At 60.8% G+C, this 21,487-nt stretch carries 25 protein-coding genes; 11 read left to right on the forward strand and 14 right to left on the reverse strand.

The genetic code is table 11. The annotated features are described in order from the left end of the window. Positions 1–96 precede the first annotated feature (96 nt). A complete protein-coding gene (locus BLL38_RS18730) occupies positions 97–1,443 on the forward strand; it encodes a class II 3-deoxy-7-phosphoheptulonate synthase (RefSeq protein ID WP_065942584.1) in 1,347 nt (448 codons plus the stop codon). Between the two features lie 124 nt (positions 1,444–1,567). Here the strand turns inward: BLL38_RS18730 and BLL38_RS18735 are convergent, their stop codons facing one another. Beyond that, positions 1,568–2,800: a winged helix-turn-helix domain-containing protein gene (locus tag BLL38_RS18735; RefSeq protein WP_076963873.1), complete on the reverse strand. Its 1,233-nt coding sequence runs from the start codon at positions 2,798–2,800 to the stop codon at positions 1,568–1,570. Between the two features lie 43 nt (positions 2,801–2,843). After that, on the reverse strand, positions 2,844–3,050 hold the full coding sequence (locus BLL38_RS18740) for a DUF1127 domain-containing protein (RefSeq protein ID WP_032863432.1): 207 nt from the start codon (positions 3,048–3,050) through the stop codon (positions 2,844–2,846). A gap of 70 nt (positions 3,051–3,120) precedes the next feature. On the opposite strand from BLL38_RS18740, the gene BLL38_RS18745 reads away from it, so the two are divergent. Continuing rightward, complete coding sequence (locus tag BLL38_RS18745; RefSeq protein WP_032863036.1) at positions 3,121–4,002, forward strand: LysR family transcriptional regulator; 882 nt, start codon at positions 3,121–3,123, stop codon at positions 4,000–4,002. On the opposite strand, the gene BLL38_RS18750 is transcribed toward BLL38_RS18745, so the two are convergent. Continuing rightward, complete coding sequence (locus tag BLL38_RS18750) at positions 3,992–4,741, reverse strand: sulfite exporter TauE/SafE family protein (RefSeq protein WP_076963874.1); 750 nt, start codon at positions 4,739–4,741, stop codon at positions 3,992–3,994. The genes BLL38_RS18745 and BLL38_RS18750 overlap by 11 nt on opposite strands. 112 nt (positions 4,742–4,853) lie before the next feature. On the opposite strand from BLL38_RS18750, the gene BLL38_RS18755 reads away from it, so the two are divergent. The 3 genes from BLL38_RS18755 (at position 4,854) to BLL38_RS18765 (ending at position 6,995) form a co-directional block, all read left to right on the forward strand. Further along, positions 4,854–5,804, forward strand: a complete 951-nt coding sequence (locus BLL38_RS18755) for a LysR family transcriptional regulator (protein WP_032863043.1) — start codon at positions 4,854–4,856, stop codon at positions 5,802–5,804. A 77-nt stretch (positions 5,805–5,881) separates the two neighbouring features. Beyond that, on the forward strand, positions 5,882–6,325 hold the full coding sequence (locus tag BLL38_RS18760; protein ID WP_076963875.1) for a MarR family winged helix-turn-helix transcriptional regulator: 444 nt from the start codon (positions 5,882–5,884) through the stop codon (positions 6,323–6,325). A gap of 250 nt (positions 6,326–6,575) precedes the next feature. After that, on the forward strand, positions 6,576–6,995 hold the full coding sequence (locus BLL38_RS18765; protein WP_076963876.1) for an organic hydroperoxide resistance protein: 420 nt from the start codon (positions 6,576–6,578) through the stop codon (positions 6,993–6,995). 60 nt (positions 6,996–7,055) lie between these two features. On the opposite strand, the gene BLL38_RS18770 is transcribed toward BLL38_RS18765, so the two are convergent. Both BLL38_RS18770 and earP read right to left on the reverse strand, forming a co-directional pair. Beyond that, the gene (locus tag BLL38_RS18770; RefSeq protein ID WP_003172723.1) at positions 7,056–7,628 is read right to left on the reverse strand and encodes an elongation factor P; all 573 of its coding nucleotides are present in this window, start codon (positions 7,626–7,628) and stop codon (positions 7,056–7,058) included. A 49-nt stretch (positions 7,629–7,677) separates the two neighbouring features. After that, positions 7,678–8,811, reverse strand: a complete 1,134-nt coding sequence (gene earP, locus BLL38_RS18775; RefSeq protein ID WP_076963877.1) for an elongation factor P maturation arginine rhamnosyltransferase EarP — start codon at positions 8,809–8,811, stop codon at positions 7,678–7,680. Positions 8,812–8,943: 132 nt separating this feature from the next. Between earP and BLL38_RS18780 the strand changes: the two genes are divergently transcribed. Then, positions 8,944–9,303 (forward strand): hypothetical protein, encoded by a 360-nt coding sequence (locus BLL38_RS18780; protein WP_076963878.1) that lies wholly within the window; start codon positions 8,944–8,946, stop codon positions 9,301–9,303. Between the two features lie 13 nt (positions 9,304–9,316). Further along, a complete protein-coding gene (locus BLL38_RS18785; RefSeq protein ID WP_076963879.1) occupies positions 9,317–9,799 on the forward strand; it encodes a GreA/GreB family elongation factor in 483 nt (160 codons plus the stop codon). A 5-nt stretch (positions 9,800–9,804) separates the two neighbouring features. Here BLL38_RS18785 and cysB read toward each other — a convergent pair whose 3' ends face one another. The 5 genes from cysB to BLL38_RS18810 all read right to left on the reverse strand — a co-directional run bounded on the left by cysB (position 9,805) and on the right by BLL38_RS18810 (position 13,676). Next, on the reverse strand, positions 9,805–10,779 hold the full coding sequence (gene cysB / locus BLL38_RS18790) for an HTH-type transcriptional regulator CysB (RefSeq protein ID WP_010176165.1): 975 nt from the start codon (positions 10,777–10,779) through the stop codon (positions 9,805–9,807). A gap of 104 nt (positions 10,780–10,883) precedes the next feature. Continuing rightward, the gene (locus tag BLL38_RS18795; protein ID WP_076963880.1) at positions 10,884–11,384 is read right to left on the reverse strand and encodes a universal stress protein; all 501 of its coding nucleotides are present in this window, start codon (positions 11,382–11,384) and stop codon (positions 10,884–10,886) included. 70 nt (positions 11,385–11,454) lie between these two features. After that, positions 11,455–12,372, reverse strand: coding sequence for a 5'-nucleotidase (locus BLL38_RS18800; RefSeq protein ID WP_076963881.1), 918 nt, complete (start codon positions 12,370–12,372; stop codon positions 11,455–11,457). Between the two features lie 9 nt (positions 12,373–12,381). Next, the gene (locus BLL38_RS18805; RefSeq protein WP_076963882.1) at positions 12,382–13,344 is read right to left on the reverse strand and encodes a putative 2-dehydropantoate 2-reductase; all 963 of its coding nucleotides are present in this window, start codon (positions 13,342–13,344) and stop codon (positions 12,382–12,384) included. Then, complete coding sequence (locus BLL38_RS18810) at positions 13,341–13,676, reverse strand: YbbN family protein (protein WP_076963883.1); 336 nt, start codon at positions 13,674–13,676, stop codon at positions 13,341–13,343. Before BLL38_RS18810 ends, BLL38_RS18805 begins: the two co-directional genes overlap by 4 nt. Before the next feature lie 187 nt (positions 13,677–13,863). On the opposite strand from BLL38_RS18810, the gene BLL38_RS18815 reads away from it, so the two are divergent. Further along, entirely contained in the window at positions 13,864–14,940 is a 1,077-nt protein-coding gene (locus BLL38_RS18815; protein WP_029297994.1) for a 3-deoxy-7-phosphoheptulonate synthase, read from the forward strand. A gap of 56 nt (positions 14,941–14,996) precedes the next feature. Here BLL38_RS18815 and BLL38_RS18820 read toward each other — a convergent pair whose 3' ends face one another. Next, positions 14,997–15,278, reverse strand: coding sequence for a GNAT family N-acetyltransferase (locus tag BLL38_RS18820; protein ID WP_029297992.1), 282 nt, complete (start codon positions 15,276–15,278; stop codon positions 14,997–14,999). A 614-nt stretch (positions 15,279–15,892) separates the two neighbouring features. Between BLL38_RS18820 and oprI the strand changes: the two genes are divergently transcribed. Further along, positions 15,893–16,144, forward strand: coding sequence for an outer membrane lipoprotei OprI (gene oprI / locus BLL38_RS18825; RefSeq protein WP_003172710.1), 252 nt, complete (start codon positions 15,893–15,895; stop codon positions 16,142–16,144). A gap of 132 nt (positions 16,145–16,276) precedes the next feature. Here the strand turns inward: oprI and BLL38_RS18830 are convergent, their stop codons facing one another. The 3 genes from BLL38_RS18830 to BLL38_RS18840 form a co-directional block, all read right to left on the reverse strand. Beyond that, positions 16,277–17,245, reverse strand: a complete 969-nt coding sequence (locus tag BLL38_RS18830; RefSeq protein WP_076963884.1) for a L,D-transpeptidase family protein — start codon at positions 17,243–17,245, stop codon at positions 16,277–16,279. A 61-nt stretch (positions 17,246–17,306) separates the two neighbouring features. After that, positions 17,307–17,603: a hypothetical protein gene (locus BLL38_RS18835; protein ID WP_029297976.1), complete on the reverse strand. Its 297-nt coding sequence runs from the start codon at positions 17,601–17,603 to the stop codon at positions 17,307–17,309. Between the two features lie 56 nt (positions 17,604–17,659). Then, a complete protein-coding gene (locus BLL38_RS18840) occupies positions 17,660–18,265 on the reverse strand; it encodes an arylesterase (protein WP_076963885.1) in 606 nt (201 codons plus the stop codon). Between the two features lie 10 nt (positions 18,266–18,275). Between BLL38_RS18840 and BLL38_RS18845 the strand changes: the two genes are divergently transcribed. Then, entirely contained in the window at positions 18,276–18,959 is a 684-nt protein-coding gene (locus tag BLL38_RS18845; protein ID WP_032863069.1) for an ABC transporter ATP-binding protein, read from the forward strand. Further along, complete coding sequence (locus BLL38_RS18850; protein WP_076963886.1) at positions 18,959–21,469, forward strand: ABC transporter permease; 2,511 nt, start codon at positions 18,959–18,961, stop codon at positions 21,467–21,469. Before BLL38_RS18845 ends, BLL38_RS18850 begins: the two co-directional genes overlap by 1 nt. The last annotated feature ends 18 nt before the right edge of the window (positions 21,470–21,487 follow it).

Genomic DNA, 21,487 nt, shown 5'->3' on the forward strand with positions numbered 1-21,487 from the left:
CAAGCGGGAAAGGCGCGATTGTCGGCCAAGCAGCGCCAGCAGGTCACGCACTAATTGCTGATAACATGCACGTCCCGACATTCATTCGAGTTCACGATGAGCCAACCCTGGAGCCCCGACAGCTGGCGCGCCCTGCCGATCCAGCAACAACCCCGCTACCCTGACGCCGCGCACTTGTTGCAGGTAGAGCAGAGCCTGGCCAGTTACCCGCCGCTGGTCTTCGCCGGCGAAGCCCGGGAGCTGCGCCGCCAGTTTGCCGAGGTGACCCAGGGTCGCGCGTTCCTGCTGCAAGGCGGCGACTGCGCCGAGAGCTTTGCCGAGTTCTCCGCCGCAAAGATCCGTGACACCTTCAAAGTGCTGCTGCAAATGGCCATTGTCATGACCTTCGCCGCTGGCTGCCCCGTGGTCAAAGTCGGGCGCATGGCCGGCCAATTCGCCAAGCCGCGCTCGGCCAATGATGAAACCATCGACGGCATCACCCTGCCCGCCTACCGTGGCGATATCGTCAACGGCATCGGTTTCGACGAGAAAAGCCGCGTCCCGGATCCCGACCGCCTGCTGCAGTCCTACCACCAGTCCACCGCCACCCTGAACCTGCTGCGGGCCTTCGCCCAGGGCGGTTTTGCCGACCTGCACCAGGTGCACAAGTGGAACCTGGACTTTATTGCCAACTCCGCCCTGGCCGACAAGTACAGCCAACTGGCAGACCGCATCGACGAGACCCTGGCCTTCATGCGCGCCTGCGGCATGGACACCTCGCCACAATTGCGCGAGACCAGCTTCTTCACCGCCCACGAAGCCCTGCTGCTCAACTACGAGCAAGCCTTCGTGCGCCGCGACAGCCTGACCAACGACTACTACGACTGTTCGGCCCATATGCTGTGGATCGGCGACCGCACGCGCCAGCTCGATGGCGCCCACGTCGAGTTCCTGCGCGGGGTGAACAACCCGATCGGGGTCAAGGTCGGCCCGAGCATGAACCCCGACGACCTGATTCGCCTGATCGACATCCTCAACCCGGACAACGACCCCGGCCGCCTGAACCTGATCGCGCGCATGGGCGCCAACAAGGTCGGCGACCATCTGCCCAACCTGATCCGCGCCGTGCAGCGCGAAGGCAAGCAGGTGCTGTGGAGTTCCGATCCGATGCATGGCAACACCATCAAGGCCAGCAGCGGCTACAAGACCCGGGACTTCGCGCAGATCCTCAGCGAAGTGAAGGAATTCTTCCAGGTTCATGAAGCCGAAGGCACTTATGCCGGTGGGATTCATATCGAAATGACTGGACAGAATGTTACCGAATGCATTGGTGGCGCACGGCCGATTACCGAGGATGGCTTGTCGGACCGTTACCACACCCATTGCGACCCGCGGATGAACGCCGATCAGTCGCTGGAATTGGCGTTCCTGATTGCCGAGACGCTGAAGCAGGTCAAACGCTAGGGCGGTGGCGGCCTGATCCACCGCTATCGCGGGCAAGCCCGGCTCCCACATTGACCGCGTGCATCACATGATGGGTGATCAGACGCAGTTCCCATGTGGGGCCGGGCTTGCCCGCGATAGCGCCCTATCTACCAGCCTCCATCACCAGCATCGCCACCCGCAACCGGGCCGCACTGTGCCGCTGACAGTTGATCTGCACCTGCTCCAACCCCAGCCAATCGGCCATCTGCCGCAAGTTCAACGCCAATGCCTGCATCCCCGCCTCGTCCAACCCCGGTTCTTCCTCGTGCACGGCATGCACCGCCAGCCGGCCATTGGCACGCTCGGCCCGCAAGTCCACCCGCGCAGCAATCCGTTCGTTGTGCAGAAACGGCAGCACGTAATAGCCATACACTCGTTTATCCTGCGGGGTGTAGATCTCCAGTCGATAGCGAAAGTCGAATAATCGCTCGGTGCGGCTACGCTCCCAGATCAATGAATCGAAGGGCGACAGCAAGGCACTGGCCACCACCTTGCGCGGGACGCTTGGCTCGGGCAGGCAATAAGCCGGCTGCTTCCAACCCTGAACCTGGCAGACCTGCAATTGCCCATCCTCGACCAATTCGGCGAGGCGCCCGCGACTCTGCGCGGGTTCCAGGCGGAAGTAATCGCGCAGGTCCTTTTCCGTAGCGACACCCAACGCCGTTGCGGCATGCACTATCAGACCACGCTGGGCGCTGGCTTCGCTCAAGGGCGCCTGTTGCAGAATGGCCGCTGGAATGACTCGCTCCGGCAAGTCGTACAACCGCTCGAAACCCCGCCGCCCGGCCACCGTCACCCAGCCCGCGGCGAACAACCACTCCAAGGCGTGCTTTTCATCACTCCAGTCCCACCAGGGCCCGGCGCGCTCTTCACGGGTCGACAGGCTGCCAGCTCCCAGCGCGCCCTGTTGTTCGACGATAGCCAGCACGCGGCGGATGGTGGCCTGCTGCTCGCGGCCAAAACGTGCCATCTGTTGATAGATCCCCTGCCCCTCGGACGCGCGCTGCATGCGCCAGCGCATCAACGGATACAGTGCCATGGGCAGCAGGGAGGCTTCATGCCCCCAATATTCAAACAGCGTGCGCCGTCGACCCTGACTCCAGGCGGCCTGTTCGAGCAGCAGCGGGGAATAATTGCCCAGGCGGGAAAACAGCGGCAAATAGTGGGAGCGCACCACTGCGTTGACCGAATCGATCTGCAATACACCCAGGCGCTCGATCAGGCGGTTGACCTGCGCGGCCTTGACCTGCGCCGGCGGCTGGCGCCCGCTGAAACCTTGGGCCGCCAGCGCCAGACGGCGCGCCTGTTTGAGGGAAAAACTCAGTTCTGCGGGCATGTGCATCTCCTGATTACGCCCGTGAACTGTAGCGCGATGCCCGTCATTTACCCAACGGATCATTCCAGAAATGCCGGTGGCGCTCCTGCTCCACATCGGCACGCGTCAAGCCGATATCCTTGAGCGACTCATCACTCATGCTTGCCAGCAACTGGCGTTCACAATGCAGGGCATACCAACGGGAAACTCGTTGAAACAGCCCGGAAAACGGCCGCCTTACCATCAACACAAAACCTTTCTGACCTTTCATCATCTCGCCCTCCAGTGGGGATGACTGAAGTCTGTGCCTGCGGCTATGATCAATCCAACGAATGTTTCTTATGTTATACATCTCAGAGATTGATCAATTGTCCAACTACCCGAGCATCGACACCGACGTGCTGCGCACCTTCGTCGCCATCGCCGACCAGGGCGGTTTCACCCGCGCCGGCGAGTTGGTCAATCGCACCCAGTCCGCCGTGAGCATGCAGATGAAGCGCCTGGAAGAAGACGTGCTGCAACGCAAGCTGTTCGAGCGCGATGGACGGCAGGTCAGGCTCACCCCCGAGGGCCAGGTGTTGCTGGGGTATGCGCGGCGCATCCTGAAACTGCACAGCGAGGTGTTCAACACCCTGCGCGAACCGCACATGGTTGGGCTGGTGAGGATCGGCACCCCGGATGACTACGTGATGCGCTACCTGCCGGGCATTCTCAAGCGGTTTTCCAAGGCATACCCGCTGATCCAGATCGAGATGCACTGCGAAGGAACACCCATCCTGATGCAGCGACGCGACCTGGCACTCACGGTGGTCAGCCGCGAGGCGGGCAATGAAATCGGCGAGCTGTTGCGTAACGAACGCATGGTCTGGGTGGCATCCCCCTGCTTCTGCGTGGATGAACACGAAGCCCTGCCCCTGGCGATTTCCGGCATGGACAGCTTCTGCACCCAGTGGGCCCGCGCCTCGCTGGATGCCGTAGGGCGCGAGTATCGCCTGGCCTATCACAGCTCCAACGGCGCGGCGATCCAGGCGGTGGTCGGTGCGGGGCTGGCGGTGACGGTCATGATGGAAAGCCTGGTTACCGAAGATCTGCGCATACTCGGCAGTGACGAAGGTTTCGGCCCCCTGCACACGGTCAACCTGCGACTGCTGCGCAACCCGAGCATGTCCTCCCCCATCACCGAATGCCTGGCGGAATACATCCTGGAGGGTTTCAGACTTTAAAGGTCAACATCACCGCGCACACCACCAGGAAGCCGCAGAACAAACCGCGCAACAGGCGCTCCGGCAATGCGTGGGCGATTTTCACGCCCCAACTGATGCTGAGCAACCCGCCGACGGCCAGCGGTACGCCGATCAGCCAATCCACTTCGTGGTGCCAGGCATAGGTCACCAGCGTGACGCCGGTGCTGGGCAAGGCCAGTGCCAGGGACAGGCCCTGGGCGACCACCTGGGTGGTGCCGAACACACTGGTCAAGACCGGCGTCGCAACCACCGCGCCGCCGACACCGAACAGGCCACCCATGGATCCCGACGCCGCTCCCAACACCCCCAGCCACGGCCAGGAGTAACGCATCTGCGCACTGGGTGGCGCATTGCTGGTGACCATCCGTAACAGGTTGTACGCCGACAGGGCCACCAAAAACGCAATAAAACCAATACGCATGACGCCCGCATCGATGCCTACCGCCCAGATCGAACCCAGCCAGGCAAAGCAGAAACCCGTGACGCCAAGGGGCAAGGCATGGCGCAGCTCAATGCGATTACGCTGGTGATAACGCCACAAGGCCAGCATCACATTCGGCACCACCATCACCAGCGCCGTGCCTTGGGCGATTTGCTGATCGAGGCCAAACAGCACGCCCAGTACCGGAATCGCGATCAGCCCGCCACCAATGCCAAACAGACCGCCGACGGTACCCAGGGCTATGCCCAGCACCACATACATCGCCATATCCACCACAGCTACACCCCTACACTGACTCAAGCCCTGCATGCTACGCAGTCCACTCTGGCATGGAAACGCATAGCAACGCACAATGGCTATGCCAAATACGCACAAGCGAATCCCCCCCATGAACCCCACGACCTTGACTGACCAACTGGGCCTGTTCCTCGATGTGCTGGAGGCCGGCAGTTTTTCCGCCGCCGCGCGCCGCCATCCGCTGACCCCTTCTGCTGTTGCCCGCAGGATCGACAGCCTGGAGGGCGCCCTGGGTAGCCAGTTATTCCTGCGCAGTACCCATGCGGTGCTGCCCACCCCCGCCGGCCTGGCGTTTGCCGAGCGCGCGCGGCGGATTGTCCGGGAGTTGCAATTGGCGCGGGCCGAAGCCGTGTCGCTGAGCCATGCGCCCGAGGGCCTGATTCGCGTGGACGCACCCGCTGCCTTTGGCCGACGACACCTGGCGCCGGCCATTGCGGACTTTCTGACCGTCTACCCGGGCCTGGACGTGCACCTGCACCTGATCGACAGCTTTGTCGACATGCAAGGCGAGCACCTGGGCAAGGTGGACCTGGTGCTGCGCGCGGGACATATCGTCGACACCCGGCTGATCGCCACGCCATTGGCCAGCATCGTACGAATCGCCTGTGCCAGTCCGGCCTACCTGAAAAACCGTGGTACACCGACCCACCCCAGCCAACTCAACGAACACGATGGCCTGGATTGGGAAGGACTGGCGCCGATGTTCGCCTGGCGCTTTGAACTCGATGGGCGCAAGAACACCTACCGCCCACAGCGTATCCGCATGAGCGCCAACAATGCCGAAGCCCTGCTGTCCGGTGCCCTGGCCGGGCTGGGCATCGCTCACCTGCCGACCTGGTTGGCCAGTGAATACCTTGTGCGCGGCGAACTGGTACCGTTGTTCTGCGAAAACGGTCTGCCTACCGCCGAAAGCGCGGGTATTTACGCCCTGCGCCTGGAGCAGCAGGCCAACGCCCGTAGCCGCCTGCTGCTGGAGTACCTCAAGAGCCGTTTCAGCCCCGTCCCACCTTGGGATCTGGCACTGCAAAGCGGCTGGGGCTGACAACTGCCACAGAATTATCTGGCGCGTTAAAGATTTGGCCGCTAGATTCCAGATCAAATACGCTTTAAGGCACTGCCATGACCGACTCTTGCGACTCCCTGCTTCTGAACAACCAACTGTGCTTCGCCCTGCACTCCACGTCGTTGTTGATGACCAAGGTCTACAAACCCCTGCTGCAAGCCCTTGGCCTGACCTACCCGCAGTACCTGGCCATGATGGTGTTGTGGGAAAAGGATGGTTTGACCGTGGGCGAAATCAGCAGCCGCCTACTCACCGACCCGGGCTCACTGACGCCACTGCTCAAGCGCCTGGAGGCCGAGGGCCTGTTGAGCCGCACGCGCAGCCGTGCCGATGAGCGCGTGGTCGTGGTGGAGTTGACCGAGGCAGGCCGCGCGTTGCGAGACAAGGCCATGGATGTTCCTCCATGCATCCTCGGCGCCAGCGGGTTGCAGATGGAGCAATTGCAGAAGCTGCAGGCGGACTTGCTGCAATTGCGCAGGAATTTGCAGGGTAGCGTCTGACCCTCACACTGTTCTCGACCGAACATAGGCCCCTATAGGGGCCGGCTTGCCGGCGAAAATCGCCAACGATAATGCGGGGTGCCAGGTGCCCCGCGCCGCGCTCAGGTTTTTCGCCAGAAAACTGGCTCCTACACGTGATCGGGATCACTTCCAGAAATTTATATTGCGCGCAAAACATTCGCGCGATACATTTACCTCGCACTTACTTAGCGCGCTAAATTTTAGCGCAAATAAATACGAGGAAAACCCCATGCAAACCCTCTATACCGCTGTAGCCACCGCCACCGGCGGCCGTGATGGTCGTGCCGTTTCCAGCGACAACATCCTCGACGTCAAGCTCGCCACCCCAAAAGAGCTGGGCGGCGCCGGCGGCCAGGCCACCAACCCGGAACAACTGTTCGCCGCTGGCTACTCGGCCTGCTTTATCGGTGCCCTGAAATTCGTCGCCAGCCAGAGCAAACGCAAAATTCCCGATGACGCCTCAATCACTGCCCATGTAGGCATCGGCCAGATCCCCGGTGGTTTTGGCCTGGACATCGACCTTCACGTATCCCTGCCCGGCCTGGCCGCGGATGAGGCACAAAGCCTGGTGGATGCCGCACACCAGGTCTGCCCGTACTCCAATGCCACCCGTGGCAATGTCGATGTGCGCTTGCACATCACGGTGTGACCGGCCAACAGGCATAAAAAAACCCGACTCATGGTCGGGTTTTTATCAGTAACGCCAGAATTACTTCTTGGCGCGACCTTTGTACGAACCACCTTCGCGGGTGTCGATCTCGATCAGGTCGTCGATTTCGATGAAATCAGCCACTTGCAGTTCGGTGCCGTTAGACAGCTTGGCAGGCTTCATCACTTTGCCCGAAGTGTCGCCGCGAGCGGAACCTTCGGTGTAGGCAACTTTACGCACGATGGTGGTCGGCAGCTCTACGGAAACCAGGCGCTCTTCGAAGAAAATGGCTTCGCAGACGTCTTCCATGCCTTCTTCAATGAACGGCAGAACGGCTTCGATGTCTTCAGCGTTCAGCTCGTACATGGTGTAGTCGGTGGTGTCCATGAACGTGTAGGTGTCGCCGCTGATGAAGGACAGGGTCGCTTCTTTACGGTCGAGGATCACGTCATCCAGTTTGTCATCGGCGCTGTAGACGATCTCGGTCTTGTAACCGGTCAGCAGGTTCTTCAGCTTGGTCTTCATGATTGCGCTGTTACGACCAGACTTGGTGAACTCAGCTTTCTGAACCAGCCAAGGGTCGTTTTCGAGACGGATCACTGTACCGGGTTTCAGTTCTTTACCAGTTTTCATTACGAATATCCGAAATTTGGATGGGATTTACAAAAATCAAGGTCGCGTATCATATCCAATTTTCATAAAACTGTACCAGCGCCGTCGCAAGATCGGCCTGCAAGGCCTGTTCCAGACACCATTTTTCGGCGTGTGCGGTCAGTTCCGGCCAATGTTCAAGCAGCATTTTCCAGCTTGAGGCCATATCGCTGTCCGTGTTCCAGGCTTGCCATAGGGCAATCAGCGCAGCTTTCGCCGGTGCAGACAGGTCCTGGGTGTAGAGCGTGAGGAAGGCATCGAGCTTGTCCAGGTGAATGTCGTCATCCTGGCGGTAGATATGCCAAAGCAACGGACGTCCGGCCCACTGCGCCCGCACAAAGGAGTCTTCGCCGCGTACGGCGTTGAAATCGCAGCACCACAGCAGGTGGTCGTATTGCTCCTGCCGCACAAACGGTAGCACCTGTACCGTCAGGGTACCGCGCAGATGAACATCCCACGCTGCCAACGTCTCGATACCCAACCAGCGTTGCACGTCGCCAAGGATGCGCCCTTCCGGCACCAGCAGATGAGTGGCTTGCCCGTCAGCCGCCAACACATCCAGCCAACTGGCCAGGCCGGCGTTTTCATAGGCAAACAGCGACATCAAACGCGCGCCCTTTGCGGGAAAGACGCCAAGCGCTTGCAGGAATTGTTGCCGGGCCTGCAGATCACGCTGAAAGCCCTGCCGCTGTTCGATCAGTCCGGCCTCACGCAGCAAGCCGCCCGTACCAGGACGAAATCCGGGAAAGAAGAAATACTTTTGCACGCCCTTGAACTTCACCGACGGCAGGCCGTGGCAACCGACTACCCATTCTTCGGCACTCAAATAGTCGAGGTTCATCCACAGTGGCGGGTACTCACGCCCAGCCATGGCCTCCATGTAGTCATGGGGCAATTGGCAGGCAAATGCGGCGATCACCACATCGGCTGCCGGCGTCGCAACCCACTCCTGCGACCAGTGACGGACATCGACGCCCTCTTGCCACTGCTGGTCCAACTGCACATCCACCTCTGGGCACATGCGTTCGAACGCCCGCAAATCATCGACCCACAAGCGCACCACGCAGGCGTGTTCCGCTGCCAATTGCCGGGCCAGGCGCCAGGTCACGCCGATGTCGCCGTAGTTATCGACGACGCTGCAAAAAATATCCCAGCGGGCTTTCATTCCGGGCTCCATCATTCAAAGGCTCGATTGTCCGCATAAATGCTGCCATGCAGAAGGGTTGATCGCGATTATTCTGCACGCCGGCTGTGCGACAATCCGCAACTCACCGCAACCGCCCGCCAGGAGGCCGCCATGTCCGATCGCCCGCTGTCGATGTTCAAACTCAGTATTGCCGTGGCCCTGGGCCTGTGGCTGGGCTTTGTCGCCATCGCGCTGACAGGCTGGCTGGCCTCGCGCTACCTGTTTGAACAACCCGTGGCCCAGGTCGTGCAACAGTTGGGCAAGCCGCCTGCCGTGGCGCCGGAACCGCCGAATCAAATGTTTGAGCGATACCAGCAAAACCTGCACAAGCAGGAGCAACAACAGGCGCTGGAGCAGGCGCACGCCAACCCGCGCAACCTGTCCAACCCCAAATGCCAGTTCTGGCTCCAGCAGGACCAGAACGCCCCCAGCGACAAGAGCCGGGCCAACGTCCTGCAATTTTGTGATTGAGCCGCAAGCCCCCATGAATAAACACGCCGTCCTCCAGTTGATCCTGGAAAAACTCGCAGCCGACCTGGATGTGGCCCAACGCGCCGCGCAAACCGCCTACGAAACCGCGACCCACGAAGAAAATATCGCCGAGAACAAATACGACACCCTGGGCCTGGAGGCGTCTTACCTTGCCGCCGGACAGGCCAAGCGCGTCGAGGAGATCAAACAGTCACTGGTGCTGTGCCAGAACCTCAACCTGCGGCCCTACGATGAGCAACGGGGTATCGAAGTGGGCGCCCTGCTCGGCCTGGAAGACGACAACGGTCGCCAGCAATGGCTGTTCCTTGCACCGGATGCGGCAGGTTTGAAAGTCTACGTGGTGGGGCAGTTGGTGACCGTCATCACCCCTCGCTCGCCGCTGGGCAAAAGCCTGCTGGGCAAGTTCGAAGGGGATGAGGTGGAGATTCTGGTGGCGGGCGCCCGGCAACTGTTCACCGTGACCGAGGCCCGCTGAGCCGATCAGTGAACCGGCAGTTCAACGCCGTCGAACAGTTCTTCCAGTTCCTGCTTGTTGTGGCACTGGATCGCCTTGGCCATGACTTCACGGGTCAGGTGCGGAGCGAACTTCTCGATGAAATCGCACATGAAGCCGCGCAGGAACGTGCCACGACGAAAGCCTATCTTGGTCACGCTGGATTCGAACAGTTCGCTGGCATCGAGCACCACCAGGTCGCTGTCGAGCTTGGTATCGACCGCCATCTTGGCCACGATGCCGACGCCCAGGCCCAGGCGCACGTAAGTCTTGATCACGTCGGCGTCAGCGGCGGTGAACACCACTTTGGGCGTGAGGCCACGATGGCTGAAAGCTTCGTCGAGTTTGGAGCGGCCGGTGAAACCGAATACATAAGTCACGATCGGGTATTCGGCCAGGGCTTCAAGGGTCAGCTTCGGCAGCTTGGCCAGTGGGTGGCCCTGGGGGACCACTACACAGCGGTTCCAGCGATAGCACGGCATCATCACCAGGTCACCGAACAGCTCCAGGGCTTCAGTGGCGATGGCGAAGTCGACGGTGCCGTCAGCCGCCATTTCGGCGATCTGCATCGGCGAGCCCTGGTGCATGTGCAAAGCCACGTCCGGGTACTGCTTGATGAACGAGCTGATCACCGGCGGCAGCGCGTAACGGGCCTGGGTGTGGGTGGTGGCGATCGACAGGGTGCCTTTTTTCTCGTTGGAGAATTCCTGGGCGATCTGCTTGATGCTTTCTACCTTGCGCAGGATTTCGCCGGCCGTGGTGATGATGCGCTCACCGGCAGGCGTGACGCGGGTCAGGTGCTTGCCGCTGCGGGCGAACACTTCGACGCCCAGTTCGTCTTCCAGCAGGCGGATCTGTTTACTGATACCCGGTTGCGAGGTGTAGAGGCTTTGAGCCGTGGCGGAAACGTTGAGGTCGTGGTGCGCCACTTCCCAGATGTAGCGCAGTTGTTGAAGCTTCATATGTGTCCCTCAAAGCAGATAGACGCCACGGATATCAGCGACGGTATATAACTATATTAAAGGTTTGAATGATAAATCTAGAACTTTTTATCGTTTACGCCCCATCACACATCATCACTGCGCCGACGCTGCAGTAAAGGCACCAGATACACCGGCACCTGGGATAACTGCAACACTCGCGCCGCAGTACGTCCCAGTGGGGTCGAGATCCCTGTGCCCTGGCTATGACTTCCTACGATCAACAAATCGACCGAGAGTTTCTGCGCCTGGTCGAGAATCACTTGGGCAGGATCCCCCTGGATCACCCGCACCGAACGAATCACCTGCAAGTCCTGCTCACCGTCCTGCAACTCTTCACGGAAACTGTCCAGCACTCGCTGCTCGATACTGGCCATCACCGTGCTCAGCCCCTGGCTCTGCCATTCGCTCAAGGCCTGCTCATCCAGGTAGGTCTGCAACACCGACTCTGCGAACAGCCCGATAGGCTCTACCACATGAATCACGTACAGATCCGCCTTGAACGTTCGCGCCATCGCCAGCGCATGCTGCATCACGTAAGGCGCATACACACCCAGGTCTGAGGCATACAACATCGACCGAATCATAGAACCTCCTGGACTGCCAGGATGGCGGGGATTGCTTCAGCTTAGCAGCGCCTTTGCGACTGTGATGAACTTAGCTCTCGACCTGGACTTTCGGCTCATTGCTCACGCCATGGGGCACGTGCCCGGTGGCCACCACCGCCCTGGCTTTCTCGCAATGGCCAGCCTGGTCGTCAAAAAAAACATCGGCGGCGAACGCCTCAAGGAACGCCGATTTTTCCAGCCCCCCGAGAAACAGCGACTCGTCCAAGCGGATATCCCACTCACGCAAGGTGCGGATCACCCGCTCGTGGGACGGCGCCGAACGCGCCGTCACCAGCGCCGTGCGAATCGGACATGACTCATCGGGGAACTCGCGCTGCAACAGATTGAGCGCCGCCAGGAAGCCTTTGAAGGGCCCACCACGCAGCGGTTCACGGGCCGACTGCCGCTCGCTGGCCTGGAACGCTTCCAGGCCGCCGGTTTGGTAGACACGCTCGGACTCGTCGGAAAACAGCACCGCGTCGCCATCAAAAGCAATCCGCAACTCAGCACTGGAGGCCCGCCGCGTACCGCCGGACAAAATAGTCGCTGCCGCAAAACCTTCGTCCAGCGCACTGCGCACATCTTCGGCGTGGGTCGAAAGGAACAGGTGACTGCCAAACGCGGCCAGGTAAGGGTGAGGGTTACGCCCACCGACAAACGCCGCACGGGAAATATCCAGGCCGTAATGCTGGATCGAATTGAACACACGCAAACCGGTGTCGGCACTGTTGCGCGACACCAGCACCACTTCGACCCGAGCCCGCCCGAGACTGGCGTTCAGGCTCAGGAGTTTCTTGACCAAGGCAAAGGCTTCTCCCGGCTCAAGGATTTCTTCCTCGTGCTCAATCTGGTATTTGCGGTACGCCTCGACGCCTTGGGACAGATAAACCTTATGGCTTTCACCCAGGTCGAACAGCGCTCGCGAGGAAATCGCCAGCACCAGTTTGTCGCTTATCCCTTTGGCCATGTCAGTTCCTCAGCCGTTGCGTCGATCGATAAAGCTCAGGGCCTGGTACAGCGCCTGCATCCGCGGCAACTCACAGCCTGCGGCCCTGGCAGCGGCCAGCGGGCGGGCGTAGATCGCGGCCAGTTCCAGCGGGCGCTGGTGCTGATGATCGTGATACATGCTTGGCCAGTAGTCCGTCAAACGCTCGGTCATGTTGAACATCTGCTCGGCGTAGCCAGGCGCGATCTCATGACCGCACGCCCGGGCGCCCTGCACCACTTCAGCCATCAAACCCTGGATCAACTCCCGGCTGGATTCGTCGGCCATCAACGCCGAGGTGTTCGCACCGAGCAGCACCGACAGGCCGTTGTACGGCACATTCCACACCAGTTTGTGCCAGCGCGCCTGGTCCAGGTCGGGCATGGCCTGGGAGTCGATCCCGGCCTCGCGGAACAACCCGGCGCCCTCTTCGACAATCGCCTGGCGGCGTGCAGCATCATGAGAGGCACTGCCACTGTGATAGCCAAGACTGACCCGGCCCATGGCCTGATGCTCGACAATCCCCGGCCCGCAACGGTGTACGCAGATATAACAAAGCCCACCGAGCAAATGCAGGGACTCAGGCAAATGTTCACGCAGGCCATCCTCGACACCGAGGCCATTTTGCAACAGCACGACCTTGGCACCCGGCGCCGCCACCTGGGCAATCGTCGGCGCCAACTCAACGTTACCGGTGGTTTTAGTGCCCACCAGCAGCCAGTCGCAAGGCGGCATGTCGGCCGCATTGGCGTAGGCCTGGACCGGGTGCAGGCTCAAGGCCCCATGCACCGCACTATTGAGTTGCAAGCCACGCTCACTGACCGCCGCGTATTCACTGCGCAGCAGGAAATGCACATCGAAACCGGCGCGCGCCAGCATCAACCCGTAAAAACCACCGATGGCACCGGTGCCGATAATCCCAATGCGCGGGCCAGGCTCAACTGCACTCGTCATGGCAACTCCTCTGGTTCTTGTTTGAGCGCCTCATTTATAGCGTCGCTGAGGTCGCTGGGGTTCAGGCCCACCTGCAGTGCTCCGTGGAGTTGACCCTCGCACACTACAAATAAAGCCGGCAAATGAAAGATCCCGTAGCGCGCCACCGCACCACCATTGTGCCCAGCATCGACCCAGCAGATGCGCGCCACCGGCAGGTTCCAACCCGGTATCTGCTGGCGCGCCCACCGACAACTGGAACAGCCAACGCTGGTAAACACCAGCAGCGAAGTGCCCGGTAACGCCAGTAACTGCTGGTCGATATCCAAATCCGTCAATTCAAACGCTTTCACTCGATCCACACCACGCCCTTTAACCAGGCAACACACTATCAGGCCGCACGCCACCGCGCGCAATTGCCCATTGTCGAGCCGGCGTGTACGCGCTAAGGTTCGGCTCCCCGCTGCATTTAAATCATGCTGTGCTCCGCCGCACGGGGTTCGCTGGCGGCCGGCACCCGTGACCCTGACGAGTAACACGATGGCTGATTTACCGATCAACGACCTAAACGTCGAATCCAACGAGACCCTGATCACACCCGATCAGCTCAAACGCGAAATCCCTTTGAGCGACGCTGCACTGCAGACCGTCACCAAGGGCCGCGAAGTCATTCGTGACATCCTCGACGGCACTGACCACCGCTTGTTCGTGGTGATCGGCCCTTGCTCGATCCACGACCTCAAGGCTGCCCACGAGTACGCCGAGCGCCTAAAAGTGCTGGCTGCAGAAGTGTCTGACACTTTGTATCTGGTGATGCGCGTGTATTTCGAGAAGCCACGGACCACCGTCGGCTGGAAAGGCCTGATCAACGACCCGTACCTGGACGACTCGTTCAAGATCCAGGACGGCTTGCATATCGGCCGCAAGCTGCTGCTGGACCTGGCTGAAATGGGCCTGCCCACGGCCACTGAAGCCCTGGACCCGATTTCCCCGCAGTACTTGCAAGACCTGATCAGTTGGTCGGCGATCGGTGCGCGTACCACCGAATCGCAAACCCACCGCGAAATGGCCTCCGGCCTGTCTTCGGCCGTGGGTTTCAAGAACGGTACCGATGGCGGCCTGACCGTGGCGATCAATGCCTTGCAGTCGGTTTCCAGCCCACACCGCTTCCTGGGGATCAACCAGGAAGGTGGCGTGTCCATCGTCACCACCAAGGGCAACGCCTATGGCCACGTGGTACTGCGTGGCGGCAATGGCAAGCCCAACTATGATTCGGTCAGCGTGGCCCTGTGCGAGCAGGCGCTTACCAAGGCGAAAATCAAGCCGAACATCATGGTCGATTGCAGCCACGCCAACTCCAACAAGGACCCGGCCCTGCAACCGCTGGTGATGGAGAACGTGGCCAACCAGATCCTGGAAGGCAACCAGTCGATTATCGGCCTGATGGTCGAGAGTCACCTGAACTGGGGTTGCCAGGCGATCCCCAAGGATCTGGCCGACCTGCAATACGGCGTGTCGATCACCGATGCCTGCATCGACTGGTCCGCCACCGAGACTACCCTGCGCAGCATGCACGCCAAGCTCAAGGACGTATTGCCCAAACGCAAACGTACCTGACGCACACAAAAACGCCGGGCTTAGCCCGGCGTTTTTTTATGCGTGTCTATTGGCGTTCACAGCTTCGCGGCATGGCGCTGGTGACGCTCCATATAGCGCTCGACGTAGGAGCAGGACGGAATCACCGTGTAGCCCATGCTCTCGGCATATTGCAGCGCTTCTTCGGTCAGCGCAGCAGCAATACCGCGCCCACGCAGGGCATTGGGCACAAACGTGCGGTAAATATCCAGGGTCTGTTTCCCCAGGTCCATGTAGGTCAGATAGGCACGATGACCGTCCACATTGGTCTCGAACTGATGACCAGCCTGGTCATGGTGGATGGACAACGCCTCGCTCATCACTACTCCTCGCGGGTCTTGGTTTCTGACCCCTACCTTACCGATGTTTTTCCGGCGAAGGAACATCTACGCCACCCCGTGCCGGTTTCGACAACGAGAAAAGCCCTACAGCACTCACGGCCCGCACCCAGGAATAGTAGGCACCAATCCTGTCATTGCTCAAGGGACGCTTGTCATCCATGGGGCTGGCGGACATAGAAAGGGCTGATCGAGCATCCGGTGGTCGATAGCCTGAACATTGCCGGCAGTTGAAGCTTGAGACGAACAGCGGCTCTTAAAGTCACCTCTACATGCGCAAAAGATGCCCTTCAGCGCCAAGAAAATCTGAACAATAGTGTTCGCCTTGATATATAAATTGACTTGCGCTTACAACGTTTAACACTTGCCAGCTGGCGCTTTCAGCCTGGATCCAATCTTTGACTGCGCATCAAAGACTGGACAATTTTTATACAAACTCGCTAAAGATTAGCCAAAATAGATTCGGTACAAGAATTTTTTTTGCTTCTTGCGCTACGTCAGTTTACTTACTACAAGTAATGGGTAGTATGTACGCCGGCTATTAGCTCACTCTGAGATAGTAGCCATTAAATAGAAAGTCCTTGAAGGGGAACACGATGAACAACGTTCTGAAATTCTCTGCTCTGGCTCTGGCCGCAGTTCTGGCTACCGGTTGCAGCAGCGTCTCCAAAGAAACCGAAGCTCGTCTGACTGCAACTGAAGACGCAGCAGCTCGCTCCCAGGCCCGTGCAGACGAAGCCTACCGTAAAGCTGATGAAGCTCTGGCTGCTGCTCAAAAAGCACAACAGACTGCTGATGAAGCTAACGAGCGCGCTCTGCGCATGCTTGAAAAAGCTAGCCGCAAGTAATAATCCCTCGGGATTGTTATCAAGCCGATCCATTTTTGGATCGGCTTTTTATTGCCCGAAATTGGGCTCCGGATCCCAGGCAATAAAAAGCCCGCCAGGGAATAATCCGTGGCGGGCTTCTATTGGGTGACGTTATTGCAGTAAGTCGCCCGGTGCGCTGGTGATCATAGGTGCCTCGCCCGGCTCACCGATTTGCGCCGGCAAGCCATCTTCGGCCGCCACTACATCACGCACCTCATCCCAATTGACCCGCAGGTTGTTGGCCAGGTCTTCGCGCTTGAGCATCGCATTGATGACGGCCGTGTGCTTGTCGACCACCGACGGCGTGCCATCGTCGTTCAATGGCGCATGCGCCTCCAGGTAAACCTTGCCGCCGCTGATGCCAAACTTGTAGGCGTCATTGATGATCCGCACAGGCGTGCCCACCGGAACCATCTTGGCCATCTCCAGCACGTTGTTGTTGAACATGCGGAAGCAGCCATGGCTGGTACGGGTACCAATGCCGAACTTCTTGTTGGAGCCGTGAATCAGATAGCCCGGCGTACCCAGGGTGAACTTGAATGGCCCCAGGGGGTTGTCGGGACCTGCCGGCACCACGTTGGGCAGCGGGTCGCCATCAGCCGCGTGCTCGGCCTTGATCGACGCAGGCGGGGTCCAGGTCGGGTTGGGGGTCTTGGCGATGATGCTGGTATGGGCGATCGGCGAGCCCCAGCCTTCGCGACCGATACCGAGCGGGAAGGTGTACACCACGTCCTGACCCTTGGGGTAGTAGTACAGGCGGTACTCGGCCAGGTTGATCACGATGCCTTCCCGGGGACCCGGCGGCAGGATGAAACGGGTCGGCAACACAATCTCGGCCCCGGTCCCCGGCAGCCAGGCATCGACACCCGGATTGGCCGCGACCATCTCCGAATAGCCCAGGTCATAAGTAACCCCCAGGTCGGCAAAGGTGTCTTCGTACTTGGCCTTGATCACCTGGACCTGGCCGACAATGTCTTCACCCGGCGGTGGCAGGGGCAGTTGCAGGGCTGCAACAGGACCGGCTGCACACAAGGCAGCGAGAGACAGGCAACGGGTGACGACAGGGAGGCGCGACAACATCCGGGAAATCCTTCGCAGATCGACGGGGGGGTAAAATGGCGATTGTAGCGTGTAGCGGCCCTTAAAGCTCGAAGCGCAGCTCAGGCCAGATAGGCGGCGTACCACGCTTTTGCGATTCGAGAATCGCCCGGCACAGGGGGCACAGGCGCTGATCCTGGAAGATCGAGCGATCCACCGAGGACCAGCGTGGCTGGGCCGGCAGCAATGTGCCACAGAGCGTGCGGTCGATGGTGCCGCCCAGCTCCAACTGGCGCGTCACCAGATGCACCTTCACTTCCTGGCAGGCGAACAGATCCAACTGCTCGTCGGGCTCGATCAGTTGGTAGGCAAACAGGGACCAGGCAGGACGCGACGACATCGGGGGCTCCAAATCGGGGGCGCCACCTTAGCCGAAAGACCGCTGCTAGAAAAGCGTCATAACAGCGGTTTTAGCGTCGGCCAGACATTTTCCAGCAACTTGGCCTGGGCGCCGACTGCCGGGTGGATTCCGTCAGCCTGCATCATTTCGGGATGACCACCGATTCCCTCCAGGAAAAACGGGACCAACGGGACCTTTTGCACCTCGGACACGTCACCATAGACCTTGGCAAAGGCCTCGGTGTAACGCTTCCCATAATTGGGTGGCAATTGCATACCCAACAGCAGCACCTTGGCACCACTGGCCTTGGACTTCTCGATCATCGAAGCAAGATTTTGTTGCAATTGCGTTGGCAGTTGCCCGCGCAGCCCATCATTGCCGCCCAGCTCAAGAATCACCAGGTCCGGCTTATGCTCTGCAAGTGCCGCCGGCAGCCGCGCGAGGCCACCAGCACTGGTGTCGCCGCTGATGGAAGCATTGACCACCTTATCGTCAAAACCTTCGCTCTTGAGCCGTTGCTCCAGCAGCGCCACCCACCCTTTGCTGGTATCCAGGCCGAAACCGGCACTGATACTATCGCCAACGATCAGGACAGTACCCGCCGCTGCGTTCTGGGCCATGCACATCAGGGCCAGGCCAGCACTCAAAAACCATATTCGCATCGGATTCTCCATGGGCGCATGCATTCTCACCGCGCAGAACCTTAGCAAAGTGGTTCCTAGCGCGGAAGGTGAACTGACCATCCTGCACGAACTGAGCCTGGAACTGAACAAGGGCGATAGCCTGGCTATCGTCGGCAGCTCCGGCTCCGGAAAATCCACGCTCCTTGGCCTGCTGGCCGGGCTCGACCTGCCCAGCAGCGGTGAGGTTACCCTCGCCGGCCAGGCCCTGAGCCTCCTGGACGAAGACCAGCGGGCACGCATCCGCGCCGAACACGTCGGTTTTGTGTTCCAGTCGTTCCAATTGCTCGACAGCCTCAACGCCCTGGAAAACGTCATGCTGCCCCTGGAGCTGGACGGGCGCAAGGACGCCCGCGAACGCGCCCGGCACTTGCTCGAACGGGTCGGCCTGGGCCAGCGCCTGACCCATTCGCCCCGCCAGCTCTCCGGTGGCGAGCAGCAACGAGTGGCGATTGCCCGGGCGTTCGCGGCCGAACCGGACGTGCTGTTTGCCGATGAACCCACCGGCAACCTCGACAGCCATACCGGCGAGCGCATCAGCGACTTGCTGTTCGAACTCAATAAAGAAAACGGCACCACCCTGGTGCTGGTGACCCACGACGAGCGCCTGGCCCATCGCTGCCGACGCCTGATCCGCCTTGAAGCCGGCCTGATGGTCGAGCCCCTGGAGCCTTGATGGCACGCCTGCCGCTGTTGCGCCTGTTCAGCCTTGCCCTGCGCCAATTGCTGCGTGATGCCCGCGCCGGTGAGTTGCGCGTGCTGTTCTTCGCCCTGCTGGTGGCAGTGGCCGCCAGCACTGCCATCGGTTATTTCGGTGCGCGGCTTAACGGCGCCATGCTGTTGCGCGCCACCGAGTTCCTCGGCGCCGACCTGGTGCTGGAGGGCAGCTCCCCCGCCCGTTCCGAGCAGGTAGCCAGCGGCACGCAACTGGGCCTGACGCACGCCAGGGTGGTGGAGTTCTCCAGTGTCATCGCCACCGACAACGGCATTCAGCTTTCGAGTATCAAGGCGGTCAACGAGCAATACCCGCTACGCGGCCAACTGAAAAGCGCGGCTGAACCGTTCGCACAAGAGACCTCGGGCGGCGGCCCGAAACCCGGCGAGGCCTGGGTCGAGGCGCGCCTGTTGACCGCACTGGACCTGAAAGTCGGCGACAGTATCGACGTCGGCATGAAAGCCCTGCGCATGACCCGCGTCCTCACCTATGAGCCGGATCGGGCCGGCAACCTCTACAGCCTCACCCCACGGGTAATGATCAACCTGGCCGACCTTGAGGCCACCGGCGTGGTCCAGCCAGGCAGCCGCGTCAGCTACCGCGAGCTGTGGCGCGCGCCGCCAGCCAGTACCGCCCTGCAAACCTACCGCGACCAGATAACACCTGGCCTGGCGGCCAACCAGCGCCTGCAGGATGCACGGGACGGCAACCAGCAAATCGGCGGTGCCCTGGGCAAGGCCGAGCGCTACCTGAACATGGCCAGCCTGGTCGCCGTGCTGCTGTCCGGAGTGGCCGTGGCCCTGTCGGCGAACCGCTTTGCCAGCCGCCGCTTCGACGCCAGTGCGCTGTTGCGATGCCTGGGCCTGTCGCGGCGCGAAACCATGCTGCTGTTCAGCCTGCAACTGACCGTCCTGGGCTTGCTGGCCAGTCTCGCCGGTGCGGCACTGGGCTGGCTGGCGCAGTTGGGTCTGTTTTACCTGTTGCACGATCTGCTGCCGGCAGATGTCCCGCCTGGCGGATTGCTGCCAGCCGTCGCCGGCATCGGTACCGGGCTGGTGGCCCTGGCCGGTTTTGCCCTGCCGCCCCTGGCGGCCCTGGGCCGCGTACCACCGCTGCGGGTTCTACGGCGCGACTTGCTGCCGATCCCCTCCAGCACCTGGATGGTGTATGGCGCGGCATTGTTTGCCCTGGGCCTGATCATGTGGCGCCTGAGCCTGGACCTGGTGCTGACCTTCGCGCTGTTGGGCGGCGGGGTTATCGCCGCCCTGATCCTCGGCGGCCTGCTCCTGTTGCTATTGCAAAGCCTGCGCCGCCTGCTGGCGCGTGCAGCCCTGCCCTGGCGCCTGGGGCTGGGCCAGTTATTGCGCCACCCGTTGGCGGCGGCGGGCCAGTCCCTGGCGTTCGGCCTCATCCTGCTGTCGATGGGGTTGATCGCCCTGCTGCGTGGCGAACTGCTGGACACCTGGCAGAATCAGTTGCCCAAGGACGCCCCCAACTATTTCGCGCTCAACATCCTGCCGGCCGACAAGGACGCCTTCGGTGCCCGCCTGCTGGAGTTGCAAGCGCAGGCAGCACCCTTGTATCCGGTGGTACCAGGGCGCCTGATCAGCATCAACGGCGAACCCGTGCAGGAAATTGTCAGCAAGGACTCCAGTGGCGATCGTGCGATACAGCGGGACTTGAGCCTGACCTGGGCCGCCAACCTGCCCCCGGGCAACACCCTGACATCGGGCACCTGGTGGGCGGATCAACCGAAGGATGAGATACCTGGCGTCTCGGTAGAAACCAAGGTAGCCGAAAGCCTCAAGCTCAAGCTCAACGACCACCTGGTCTTCACCGTTGGCGGGGAAAACCGTGAAGCCCGGGTCACCAGCCTGCGGGAGATCAACTGGGACAACTTCCAACCCAACTTCTTCATGATCTTTCAACCTGGCACCCTGAAGGACCTACCGGCCACGTACCTGACCAGCTTCTACTTGGCCGCCGGCCATGACCAGCAGATCGTCGACCTGTCCCGGGCCTTCCCGGCAGTCACGATCCTGCAAGTCGAGGCGCTGCTGGCCCAACTGCGCAGCATCCTGGCCCAGGTCACGCTGGCCGTGGAGTATGTGCTGCTGTTTGTCCTGGCGGCAGGCATGGCGGTGCTGTTCTCCGGCCTGCAGGCCACCCTGGACGAACGCATCCGCCAGGGCGCCTTGTTGCGCGCCCTGGGGGCGGAGCGCAAGTTGCTGGTCAAGGCCCGACGTATCGAGTTTGGTCTATTGGGTGCGGTCAGTGGGCTGTTGGCGGCGCTGGGGACCGAGTTAGTGACCCTGGTGCTGTATCGCTATGCGTTCGACCTGGTCTGGCACCCTCATCCCTGGCTGTTGGTGCTTCCGGTGATTGGTGCAGTCTTGATCGGCGGTGCGGGGGTGTTCGGTACACGCCGTGCGCTGAACGCCAGCCCGCTGACGGTATTGCGCGAAGGTTGAAACAAAAAAGCCGGCTCC

The organism is Pseudomonas gessardii (assembly GCF_001983165.1).
In the GTDB taxonomy this organism is placed as follows: Bacteria; Pseudomonadota; Gammaproteobacteria; order Pseudomonadales; family Pseudomonadaceae; genus Aquipseudomonas; species Aquipseudomonas gessardii.

Excerpts from the sequence above, each read along its gene's own strand:
- BLL38_RS18730 (WP_065942584.1), top strand. The coding sequence starts at position 97 with ATGAGCCAACCCTGGAGCCCCGACAGCTGGCGCGCCCTGCCGATCCAG.
- BLL38_RS18735 (WP_076963873.1), bottom strand. The coding sequence starts at position 2,800 with ATGCCCGCAGAACTGAGTTTTTCCCTCAAACAGGCGCGCCGTCTGGCG.
- BLL38_RS18740 (WP_032863432.1), bottom strand. The coding sequence starts at position 3,050 with ATGAAAGGTCAGAAAGGTTTTGTGTTGATGGTAAGGCGGCCGTTTTCC.
- BLL38_RS18745 (WP_032863036.1), top strand. The coding sequence starts at position 3,121 with ATGTTATACATCTCAGAGATTGATCAATTGTCCAACTACCCGAGCATC.
- BLL38_RS18755 (WP_032863043.1), top strand. The coding sequence starts at position 4,854 with ATGAACCCCACGACCTTGACTGACCAACTGGGCCTGTTCCTCGATGTG.
- BLL38_RS18760 (WP_076963875.1), top strand. The coding sequence starts at position 5,882 with ATGACCGACTCTTGCGACTCCCTGCTTCTGAACAACCAACTGTGCTTC.
- BLL38_RS18765 (WP_076963876.1), top strand. The coding sequence starts at position 6,576 with ATGCAAACCCTCTATACCGCTGTAGCCACCGCCACCGGCGGCCGTGAT.
- BLL38_RS18770 (WP_003172723.1), bottom strand. The coding sequence starts at position 7,628 with ATGAAAACTGGTAAAGAACTGAAACCCGGTACAGTGATCCGTCTCGAA.
- earP (WP_076963877.1), bottom strand. The coding sequence starts at position 8,811 with ATGAAAGCCCGCTGGGATATTTTTTGCAGCGTCGTCGATAACTACGGC.
- BLL38_RS18780 (WP_076963878.1), top strand. The coding sequence starts at position 8,944 with ATGTCCGATCGCCCGCTGTCGATGTTCAAACTCAGTATTGCCGTGGCC.
- BLL38_RS18785 (WP_076963879.1), top strand. The coding sequence starts at position 9,317 with ATGAATAAACACGCCGTCCTCCAGTTGATCCTGGAAAAACTCGCAGCC.
- cysB (WP_010176165.1), bottom strand. The coding sequence starts at position 10,779 with ATGAAGCTTCAACAACTGCGCTACATCTGGGAAGTGGCGCACCACGAC.
- BLL38_RS18795 (WP_076963880.1), bottom strand. The coding sequence starts at position 11,384 with ATGATTCGGTCGATGTTGTATGCCTCAGACCTGGGTGTGTATGCGCCT.
- BLL38_RS18800 (WP_076963881.1), bottom strand. The coding sequence starts at position 12,372 with ATGGCCAAAGGGATAAGCGACAAACTGGTGCTGGCGATTTCCTCGCGA.
- BLL38_RS18805 (WP_076963882.1), bottom strand. The coding sequence starts at position 13,344 with ATGACGAGTGCAGTTGAGCCTGGCCCGCGCATTGGGATTATCGGCACC.
- BLL38_RS18815 (WP_029297994.1), top strand. The coding sequence starts at position 13,864 with ATGGCTGATTTACCGATCAACGACCTAAACGTCGAATCCAACGAGACC.
- BLL38_RS18820 (WP_029297992.1), bottom strand. The coding sequence starts at position 15,278 with ATGAGCGAGGCGTTGTCCATCCACCATGACCAGGCTGGTCATCAGTTC.
- oprI (WP_003172710.1), top strand. The coding sequence starts at position 15,893 with ATGAACAACGTTCTGAAATTCTCTGCTCTGGCTCTGGCCGCAGTTCTG.
- BLL38_RS18830 (WP_076963884.1), bottom strand. The coding sequence starts at position 17,245 with ATGTTGTCGCGCCTCCCTGTCGTCACCCGTTGCCTGTCTCTCGCTGCC.
- BLL38_RS18835 (WP_029297976.1), bottom strand. The coding sequence starts at position 17,603 with ATGTCGTCGCGTCCTGCCTGGTCCCTGTTTGCCTACCAACTGATCGAG.
- BLL38_RS18840 (WP_076963885.1), bottom strand. The coding sequence starts at position 18,265 with ATGCGAATATGGTTTTTGAGTGCTGGCCTGGCCCTGATGTGCATGGCC.
- BLL38_RS18845 (WP_032863069.1), top strand. The coding sequence starts at position 18,276 with ATGGGCGCATGCATTCTCACCGCGCAGAACCTTAGCAAAGTGGTTCCT.
- BLL38_RS18850 (WP_076963886.1), top strand. The coding sequence starts at position 18,959 with ATGGCACGCCTGCCGCTGTTGCGCCTGTTCAGCCTTGCCCTGCGCCAA.